This is a genomic window from Alkalibacterium iburiense (assembly GCF_039521845.1).
Lineage (GTDB): Bacteria > Bacillota > Bacilli > Lactobacillales > Carnobacteriaceae_A > Alkalibacterium > Alkalibacterium iburiense.
Genome location: NZ_BAAACW010000006.1, coordinates 1 through 9,144, shown reverse-complemented (window position 1 = coordinate 9,144; position 9,144 = coordinate 1). Strand labels below are relative to the sequence as shown.

9 protein-coding genes and 1 other annotated feature are annotated in these 9,144 nt (G+C 40.2%); of the genes, 6 read left to right on the top strand and 3 right to left on the bottom strand.

From position 1 onward, the window contains the following. Window positions 1-175 precede the first annotated feature (175 nt). From ABDZ53_RS00265 to ABDZ53_RS00255, 3 genes are all read left to right on the top strand, one after another. Window positions 176-643, top strand: a complete 468-nt coding sequence (locus ABDZ53_RS00265) for a hypothetical protein (RefSeq protein ID WP_343752796.1) — start codon at window positions 176-178, stop codon at window positions 641-643. A 1-nt stretch (window position 644) separates the two neighbouring features. Continuing rightward, a complete protein-coding gene (locus ABDZ53_RS00260; RefSeq protein WP_343752794.1) occupies window positions 645-1,418 on the top strand; it encodes an SDR family oxidoreductase in 774 nt (257 codons plus the stop codon). A 96-nt stretch (window positions 1,419-1,514) separates the two neighbouring features. Further along, a complete protein-coding gene (locus tag ABDZ53_RS00255) occupies window positions 1,515-2,414 on the top strand; it encodes a DUF4349 domain-containing protein (RefSeq protein WP_343752792.1) in 900 nt (299 codons plus the stop codon). Between the two features lie 42 nt (window positions 2,415-2,456). Here the strand turns inward: ABDZ53_RS00255 and ABDZ53_RS00250 are convergent, their stop codons facing one another. Further along, complete coding sequence (locus ABDZ53_RS00250; protein ID WP_343752790.1) at window positions 2,457-3,338, bottom strand: LysR family transcriptional regulator; 882 nt, start codon at window positions 3,336-3,338, stop codon at window positions 2,457-2,459. A 202-nt stretch (window positions 3,339-3,540) separates the two neighbouring features. Between ABDZ53_RS00250 and ABDZ53_RS00245 the strand changes: the two genes are divergently transcribed. Further along, window positions 3,541-4,500, top strand: a complete 960-nt coding sequence (locus ABDZ53_RS00245; RefSeq protein WP_343752788.1) for a glutathione S-transferase family protein — start codon at window positions 3,541-3,543, stop codon at window positions 4,498-4,500. Between the two features lies 1 nt (window position 4,501). On the opposite strand, the gene ABDZ53_RS00240 is transcribed toward ABDZ53_RS00245, so the two are convergent. After that, entirely contained in the window at window positions 4,502-4,879 is a 378-nt protein-coding gene (locus tag ABDZ53_RS00240) for an iron chaperone (RefSeq protein WP_343752786.1), read from the bottom strand. Window positions 4,880-5,011: 132 nt separating this feature from the next. On the opposite strand from ABDZ53_RS00240, the gene ABDZ53_RS00235 reads away from it, so the two are divergent. Both ABDZ53_RS00235 and ABDZ53_RS00230 read left to right on the top strand, forming a co-directional pair. Beyond that, a complete protein-coding gene (locus ABDZ53_RS00235; protein WP_343752784.1) occupies window positions 5,012-5,479 on the top strand; it encodes a Dps family protein in 468 nt (155 codons plus the stop codon). A gap of 139 nt (window positions 5,480-5,618) precedes the next feature. Then, entirely contained in the window at window positions 5,619-7,658 is a 2,040-nt protein-coding gene (locus ABDZ53_RS00230) for a copper-translocating P-type ATPase (RefSeq protein ID WP_343752782.1), read from the top strand. 76 nt (window positions 7,659-7,734) lie between these two features. On the opposite strand, the gene ABDZ53_RS00225 is transcribed toward ABDZ53_RS00230, so the two are convergent. Beyond that, window positions 7,735-8,529: a hypothetical protein gene (locus ABDZ53_RS00225; protein WP_343752780.1), complete on the bottom strand. Its 795-nt coding sequence runs from the start codon at window positions 8,527-8,529 to the stop codon at window positions 7,735-7,737. 197 nt (window positions 8,530-8,726) lie between these two features. Then, window positions 8,727-8,979 (top strand) — a binding site (T-box leader). Window positions 8,980-9,144: the final 165 nt, after the last annotated feature.

The following is a 9,144-nucleotide window of genomic DNA, read 5'->3' as shown; positions in this document are numbered from 1 at the left end:
TGAAAAGCATTTGTGATAATCGTAACAATGAACACAACGTTTATTAGGAAGTTTTATGCAACACTAGTGAAAATAAGTATAACAAATAAAAAGAATTCAAAAGGTTAATTTGCTTATCGTGTATGGTCAATAAGAGTGTTAAAATAAGGGTAGAAAAAACGGAGGAGGACGCATGATGAAAATAAATATCACAAAAAAACAATACCTTGCACTGATTGAACTTTTATATCTAGGAGATTTTATGGTTAATGGTATTCGATCTGGCGATGACTATGTGGAAGAATATAATGACTTTAGAGAATACATCTATTCTTTCGCAAAGGAGATGGGTTATGACCATTTAATTGAAAAAGACAGTGCAGATGGAGAATACTACGAAACAAGAGAGTTTGAGGATGGCATCATTTCTGAGTACAAGAAAGAGTATGATGAAGAAGTATTCTGGACGGAATTAGCTTACAAATTAGGAATGAGAGATGTAGAAAGACTCCAAAAGTTAAAGACTGAAAAGATAGATAGAGAGACCTTTTTAAGAGAAGTCTGGTCAAAAGAAGATATTTATTTAGAAGAATTCATGAAAAATGGACTTAAAAATGTAAAGGTTATGTTCCCTAAAGACAGCCAAGAGAAGAGTGGAGAATAATATGAAAACCATTGTTTTAACGGGTGGAGCCAATGGCATTGGACGGGCTATTGTTGAACAGATGGCTGATCAGGTCAATCTGTATGTAATGGACATAGATGAAGAAGCCGGTAAAAGAGTGACAGAGAAGCTAGCAACTAAAAACCTTCACTTTTTCTATGGGGATTTAGCTGAAAAATCTCATTTGGATGACTTTATAGGCTTCGTTCGAAAACAAACCGAGAAGATTGACGGGATTATTCATAATGCAGCTATTAATCACGGAGGCTTGGTCTCACAAGCAAGCTTGGAAGATTTTATGGAAGTGTTAAGAGTCAATGTAGGAACAGCCTATTATCTCACGCAACAGTTTGAGCCTTGTTTGTCACAGGAAGCTAGTATTATACTCCTGTCATCAACAAGAAATCATCAAAGCATGCCGAACGATGAAAGTTACAGCAGCTCAAAAGGCGCTCTATTATCTCTTACCCATGCTATGGCCAATAGTCTGAAAGGTAAAGCGCGAGTCAATGCCATTAGCCCGGGCTGGATTGATACGATATCCGACCAGAGCTATGAGGAAAGAGACGCTTTATCTCACGAAGACCTCAGTCAGCATCTCGTTAATAGAGTTGGGAACCCGCTAGATATTGTTCACATGGTTGATTATCTGCTGGATGCTCAAAAATCAGGCTTCATAACGGGGCAAGAATTTGTTGTTGATGGAGGAATGTCTAAGCAAATGGTCTACCATGGGGAAAATGGATGGGTATATGAAACAGACGCTCATCATTAAATGAGTCCATTAGGAAAAAATCCGATGATTGGTTAGGTGTAAGAGTGATATGATAAAGATAAATGTAAACGATACATTAGGAAAGAAGGAGTGAAAATGACAAAAACAGTGAGGTTATCTCTATTACTTTTACTTGCCTTTGTTGTAGCGGCTTGTGGAAGTCCACAAGACAGGGCAGGTGAGGATACGAGTACGGATTCCGGGGCTGGATATGAAGAGTCAGTGGGCGATTCAGCTAACTGGGAAGAGTTTGATGAAGCGGAGGGAGAATCAGGAAGAGACTTAATTGGAGAAAAAGTCATACGAACAGTCTTTTTAGAATATGAAACATTTGACTTTGAGGTCACGACTAGCCATGTAATGGAAACGGTGTCCAGCCATGATGCGTACGTCGAGTATTCTTCCGAATCGAGCTATCAACCGTCAGGTATTTCGAACCCGACAGCTTCTAACCAGCAATACAGAATGATTGACTATACCTTGCGTGTTCCTACCGAGTCACTCACGGTCTTTTTAAATGACTTAGAGGGAATGGATGCTTATAAAGTCAGAGAAGAATTGGGTTCTGAAGATGTGACTCAAAGTTATCGGGATACAGAGTCGCGAATCGGAGTTCTTCAAAATAAAGAAGACCGGTTAAATGAGTTGCTTGAACAAGCAGAATCTATAGAAGACATTTTGCAAATTGAAAATCAACTAAGTAGTACCATTCAGGAACGAGAAGTCTTGCAATCCCGATTAGATGAGTACGATCAACTCATTGATTATACCGTAGTGAATCTATCGGTATGGGAGCGTCCACGTATTGCTCATTCAAGAGAAGAAAGAGCTTCCTTCTTGAGACGGGCCAGTGACGCCTTTGTGGATTCCTTCTTTGCCTTTTATTATTGGCTCCAGGATGCCCTCATATGGTTAATTTATGCTTTGCCATTCTTGCTTATTCTAGGCATTATCGCTGGAATCATTTATTGGGTGGTGAAACGAAGAAGAAAATAGAAAAAAGTAGAGCCTGTCTCACTAAGGAGAGAGGCTCTGCTTTTAATCTGCTTCTGTTTCTAATAAGTAGTCCAGAAAAACTTGAGCGGCAGGAGAAAAGTTCTGAGCTTTTTTCCAGACGATTTTAATAGGAGAAGTTAAAGGGGGGTCAAATGGTATAAAAGACAAGTAGGGATGATTAGTCGTATAAACTAAGTCTTTTAATCCAATGCTAACTCCGATGTTCTTTTCTGTTAATAATGCGGCATGGGTAATCTGTTCGTAAGTAGCAGCGGTGTTCAGTTTTTCTCGACTCACACCAAACCATTGGTAAATAGGCGTCATCGCTTCTTCTTGTCGCGGAACTATGAGGGGTTCCCCCATTAACTGCTCTCGCGTAACTGTCTCTTCATTGGCCAGTGGATGCTTACGGTTAAATAAAGCTCCCCATTCATCTTTAAGAGGAATAGAGATGGACTGATAAGTGGACACATTCATCGATTGGCTGACGATACCAAAATCAATTAACCCATTTTCCAATTTGTGCATCGTAGCCAATTCATTTCCGCTATAAAGATGAAACGATAAGTGGTTAAACTGTTTTTTCAAGTCAATTATTTTGTCGGCTACAAAAGACATGCCGGCCGTTTCACCAATACCGATATAAATCTCTCCATTGACAAGAGAACCTAAATTCCGCAAGTCCGATTGAGTTTTATCACTCAGTGAGATAATTTCCTGCGCTTTTGATAAGAGATAGGTTCCTTCTTCCGTCAGTGTGACTTGTCGATTGCCTCGAATGAAGAGGGTGACACCCAGTTCTTCCTCTAAATCCATCACTTGTCTAGATAAAGTGGATTGAGACAGGCCTAATGATTTGGCTGCTCTAGAAATATTGCCTTCACTGGCCACAACCATGAAACGGCGTAAACTCGTTATATCCATTTAAAAATCCTCTCCTATTCATTTGTCGCATGCGGCTTGCTTTGTTATCCCTGTTTGTCATCTCTATTATATCAAACAAATGCCAGGATAACTATCTGCTTTATTATTAAGGATTCAAAGAATTCACAATGACTATTATTTGTTTAAAGTTTGTGTTATCCATATAATGAGAGTGATGAAGATAATGCGAAAGGGGATTAGTATGGGATTATTAGTAGATGGAAAATGGCATGACAAGTGGTATGACACAGAGGCAAATGATGGACGATTTATTCGAACCGAGTCACAGTTTAGGAACTGGATTACACCAGATGGGGGCGCCGGACCCAGTGGAGAAGGTGGGTTCAAAGCAGAGCCGAATCGGTATCATCTCTATGTAGCAAATGCCTGTCCTTGGGCTAACCGTACAATGATTATGCGTAAACTAAAAGGACTGGAAGAGATGATATCTGTTTCTATCGTCAACCCGTTGATGGCGGAAAATGGATGGACGTTTGAAGAAGCGGAAGGGGTCATCCCCGATCCTGTTATAAATGCGACGTATCTGTATGAAATCTACACTCATGTAGAACCCGAATACAGTGGCCGTGTAACGGTACCTGTGTTATATGATTTGAAGCAGGATAAGATTGTCAATAATGAATCGTCTGAAATCATGCGGATGTTAAATACGGCTTTTGATGAAGTGGGTGCTCTAGAAGGGGATTATTATCCGGAAGAGTTACGAGATAAGATTGATGCGGTTAACGATAAAGTCTATGATGCTGTCAATAACGGGGTTTACAAGGCTGGTTTTGCGACCAAACAAGAGGTATACGAGGAAGAGGTTACAGAGTTATTTAATGCTCTAGATGATTTAGAAGTTATGTTAGGTGAAACACCTTACTTGGCTGGAAGTAGAATAACTGAAGCGGACTGGCGCTTATTTACCACACTTATCCGCTTTGACAGTGTCTATCATGGTCACTTTAAGTGCAATATCAGACGTTTAACAGAATATAAGAATTTATGGCGTTATACGAAAGAATTGTATAACTGGCCAGGGGTAGCAGAAACAATTGATTTCAATCATATTAAAGAACATTACTACCGCAGTCATACAAACATAAACCCCACAGGTATCGTACCTGAAGGGCCTGTTCTGGACTTAAGCTTGGAATAAATTAACAGTCAATGTCCTCGCCAGCACGCCAAAGATTAACGGTTTTCTGGATAAACCTTTCTAATTCAGTCTGGTCAATGTCTATAGTTTTACGGATTCGTATACAGCCCTTGCCGTAATTATAGCCAGCCAGCAGGACATCGGACTGATCAATTTTTTCGATTGAACCGACATACAAACTGACGTAATGCTTTTGTGCCGTTAGAGCGAACACATAGGACTCTCCTTTTCCGAAGTTAAGCATTTTATATCGGATGCTTTCTTCGAGTTCAGGGGCATAGGATAGTATAAGTTGACGAACGTCAAGCAGCTTGTCTTTGCGCCAATCTTCTTCGAGCAAGCTGAGATAGTGGTTTGGATCGGTCGCATCATAGTGCATGTGGCACCTCCCATTTTGTTCCATTAAGTAAGTATAGCATAAAAAAGCATTTGCATTGACAATGAATCAGTTATACTTTATAATAATTATAAAGTAATAAATATTATAAATAACAACAGGAGGAACATATATATGGCTAACACAGAAGTTAAGAACTACCTCAACAGCTTAGTGGCAACTCAAGGAGTATTCTACACACGACTGCATCAGTTCCATTGGTATATTAAAGGACCCCACTTTTTTGCACTTCACGAAAAATTTGAAGAACTCTATGACAAGGTTACGGAGGATATGGATGAAGTAGCGGAAAGATTACTGGCTATAGGTGGAGAGCCGTATTCTACACTACAAGAATTTACAGAACATTCTGTCATTAAAGAGAACCCGGAAGATAAGAATCTTTCTGAAACTGACATGGTTAGAGCGGTTATCGAAGACTACGAAACACTGCGTACGTCATTAGATAAAGGGATTCAGTTAACAGAAGATGCTGGAGACTTTGTGTCGAATGATATGCTTATTGCTATGAAAGAAAATGTGGACCTGACTATTTGGATGCTGCAAGCTTTCTTAGGTAATGAAGCGACAAAAGCGAGATAAAAAGAAGTATATGTAGAAGCAAGGTTAGATGTTACAGTCTAACCTTGCTTTTTTAGATGCTAAGACTTGACATGAATAGATTTCGGTTATAAACTAGGCTTAACGATTACAAATGTAAACAAAAAATGGAGGGATTTATATGAGTAAACATCATAATCATTCAAGTCACGACGAACATGTGGGTCATGCGCATCATGACCATCAAGTAGAGGAAGAACATCACCATGCAGGCCATGACCACGGGGGACACCATCACCATCATGGGAACTTTAAAGAACTTTTCTTTAGATCATTGCCAATCGGTTTAATCATCATGATTATATCCCCAATGATGGGTATTACCTTGCCTCTTCAATTCACTTTTACGTATTCGGACATACTTGCCGTTGTTCTGTCAACTGGTCTATTTTTTTACGGGGGGAAACCATTCTATCAAGGGGCTATAAATGAATTTAAACAGAAACAACCGGGAATGATGGCCTTAGTTTCGCTTGGTCTAACGGTCTCTTATTTTTACAGTGTTTATGCTGTGATTGCCCGTTATACGACAGGGGAGCACGTCATGGACTATTTCTTCGAATTCGCGTCGCTCATTTTAATCATGCTGCTGGGGCATTGGATAGAAATGAGAGCAGTGGGCGAAGCAGGGGATGCACAGCAGTCTTTAGCTGAACTTCTCCCTAAAGAGGCTCAGGTTATATTAGAGGACGACGAAGTAGTGAGCCGCCCTGTATCCGAACTAAAAATAGGAGACATCGTCCGTGTACAAGCTGGAGAAAGCATTCCGGCAGACGGTATCATTATCCGTGGTGAAACCAAAGTAAACGAATCTTTACTGACGGGCGAATCCAAACCTGTTGAAAAGAAAACGGGGGACGAAGTTATTGGCGGATCGACCAATGGGGAAGGAGCTATTTATTTAGAGGTAAAAGAAACTGGGGAAAAATCCTTTATCTCTCAAGTTCAATCCTTAATTGGTGAAGCTCAGAACCAGCCGTCTCGTGCAGAAGATAGAGCTCAAAAAGTAGCGGGTTGGCTCTTTTACATTGCTGTGGCGGCAGCCATTATAGCCTTTGTTGTTTGGTTAGTGTCCGTTGACTTACAGACGGCCATTGTCTTTACGGTAACGACTTTAGTCATTGCCTGTCCGCATGCCTTAGGCCTAGCTATTCCGCTCGTTGTAGCTAGAAGTACGAGCTTGGGTGCGGGACGCGGTTTACTCGTTAAAGACCGTCATGCTTTAGAATTGGCGAAGAATGCTGATGTGATGGTATTGGATAAAACAGGAACACTCACTACAGGTGAATTCAAGGTTGTTGGTGTGACACCCCTAAAAGAAGGCTACTCAGAAGAAGAGCTGACTGCGTTAATGGCAGGAATCGAAGGCGGGTCCAGTCACCCTATCGCTCAATCCATTGTTGACTATGCTGACATTGAAAATATAAAACCTGTCTCATTTGATTCTGTGGATGTGCTGTCAGGATCGGGTGTCAAAGGTCAAGCAAATGGAAAGAACTATGAATTAATCAGCCTGAAAGCGTATGGGAAAGACATAAACGTAGACATACCAGCCGGTTCTACTTTAAGTGTTTTAACCGAAGAAGGCGAAGCCATCGGGTCGATTGCACTTGGAGATGAAATAAAAGAATCGAGTGCCCAGTTGATTCAAAGATTAAAAGATAATGGGATTAAACCGTTAATGGCAACGGGAGATAATGAAGAAGCGGCTAAGAGTGTGGCTGAAGAATTAGGGATGGATTATAAAGCAAACCTGTCACCGCAAGATAAATATGATTTAGTCGATCAGTTGAAAAAAGAGGGTCAAACGGTCGTCATGGTCGGAGACGGAGTAAATGACGCCCCTTCCCTTGCTCTAGCGGATGTTGGTGTTGCTGTAGGTGCGGGAACACAAGTGGCTTTGGATTCAGCAGATGTCATTTTAACTCAGTCAGATCCAGGGGACATTGAGTCATTTATAGAACTTGCGAACAAAACAACGCGTAAAATGAAGCAGAATTTAGTATGGGGTGCCGGATATAATTTCTTGGCTATTCCATTAGCTGCCGGAGTACTGGCACCCATAGGAATTTCCTTGACGCCAGCCGTCGGAGCTATATTAATGTCATTATCTACAGTTATCGTCGCTGTTAATGCCATCTTTTTAAATTTAGAAAACTAATGCAAGACACACGCTTTGCTTAGCAGGTTAGTCCCTTGCTAACGTGAAGCGTGTGTTTATTTATAGCTGAAGAAACTTAGTTAAACAAAACGTTTGAACTCAAATAATAGAGGTTAACTCCCGCAAACACGGCTAAATAAAGAAACTGATCATTTACCGATAACTGATTGTCGAACACCATCAAAAGCACGGCAACACTGAAAAGGAGCTGTCCAGCGAAAACCCTGGAAGGGCTAGCTGTCCCTCCGCTGTCATCCGGAGTAGGAATCTTTGATAAAAACCAGAAAACGAACACAGATAAACTGGAAACAGTTATGAGTACCCCATTCAATATAGAGAGCTGGGCAAGGTTAAGCAACGATAAGGTATCCATCCATATGTTTTGTACAATGAACAGGATGCCAGCTATTGGAGTGACAATGATGCCTAACTTCTGACGGTCTGAAAACAAACAAATTGTTGTCATGGCTAGGGTAAAAATTAGAAGGAATAAGCTGCTTTCCTTGTTAAAAGAAAGGAACAGAGTGAATCCGAATAAAGAAAGAATATCTAATAGGGTTAGCTTTTTGCCAGTGATACCATTAACTAATCTGAGCAAAAGGAGGAGCCAAAGGACAATAAGAATGTGAATGGTTTCAAAAAACAGAAGATTGACAAGAGAAAAGACAACAGTTAAAAAGGCTGAATAAGGTTGAGCTGGGTTAAGTTCTCTCGATAAGGCCCAGGCTAAGAACACACTGCCACCTAAAAAGATACCAGCTGATAATTCTCCTAGCCAAAGCCAAGAAAAAACCAAGGTAGCAATCGAAAAAAGTACAATCATCAAATTAGTTTTATAACTTAAATCTATTTTTCTACCTAATGTAAACATACATACGCTCCTATCGAGGATTAAAGTTAACTATGATCTCACTCGTCCATTTATAGTCTTTTAAATAAAAGACAGGACGTATAAACTCAACTGCTTTTCGATAATTAAAGTATAAATAAAAAACAGAGTTTATTATTCACTTACTTTTTGACAGTGAGCCTCCTGTTTGTTATAGTTAGTTTTATAAATTTATCAACTGAACGATAGTGAAGAGAAGAGTACAGCTGTTATGCCTGATACAGAGAGTCCGGTCGGTGGAAAAGGACAAGGTCTAATGGTTGGAAGTGCATCTCTGAATCTTATCATTGAAGCCTTTTATGGCAGTAAATGGTAACGGTTAGTACCCGTTAAAAATACCTGACTGATGAGTCTTTAGACTCTAGCAGTCTCTTTGAGTGTACACATGTACAGAAACAAGGTGGAACCGTGAAGCTGTCCTTCGCCCTTGCTTGTAAGCTTTTTTGTTTATGAGCAGGGCTTTTTTTAATGTAAAAATGAAGGAGTTTGGTAGGATGTCTGTGTTAGTAAAGAAGGGTTAATTAAATGTAAGAAACTATGGTTAGGGTGTCAAAACCTAACCGGTTTACTACTTTTCCTTGTTAACAGTGCGATTTT